General features: G+C 65.9%; 1 pseudogene. It reads left to right on the top strand.

The features are described 5' to 3' along the window. A pseudogene (locus EOA32_RS37690) lies at positions 1–507 on the top strand (adhesin); the annotation flags it as partial.

The raw sequence follows: 507 nt of genomic DNA, 5'->3' as shown, positions 1-507 counted from the left end.
GATCGGCAACGATACCGTGCACAGCTTCGATGCTGCCGCCGACCAGATCGACCTCATCGGCTACTCCGGCTTCCAGAGCTTCGCCGCCGTCCAGGCGCATACCGCGGACAACGCCAGCGGCAATGCGGTGATCACGCTCGCCGAGGGCCAGTCGATCACGCTGGAAGGCGTGCACTCCTCCGCGCTCGGCGCCGGCAATTTCGTCTTCGACCAGACTCCGGTAGTCAACAACGCCGGGACTATGACGATTGGCGACGGCGCCCTGCTGCCGCTGAGCGGCACGGTCAACAACAGCGGCATCATTGCGCTGAACTCGACCGGCGCCGAGACCCTGCTGCAGATCATCCAGCATGGCGTGACCCTTGAGGGCGGCGGGCAGGTCGTCCTGTCCGACAGCGCGGCCAACGTCATCTCCGGCACCGGTCCGGACGTCACGCTGGTCAATGTCGACAACACGATCTCGGGCGCCGGCCAACTGGGCGATGGCATGCTCGGCCTCGACAACAG

Source organism: Mesorhizobium sp. M1A.F.Ca.ET.072.01.1.1 (assembly GCF_004023325.1).
In the GTDB taxonomy this organism is placed as follows: domain Bacteria; phylum Pseudomonadota; class Alphaproteobacteria; order Rhizobiales; family Rhizobiaceae; genus Mesorhizobium.
This window is presented reverse-complemented; position numbering and strand designations above follow the sequence as displayed.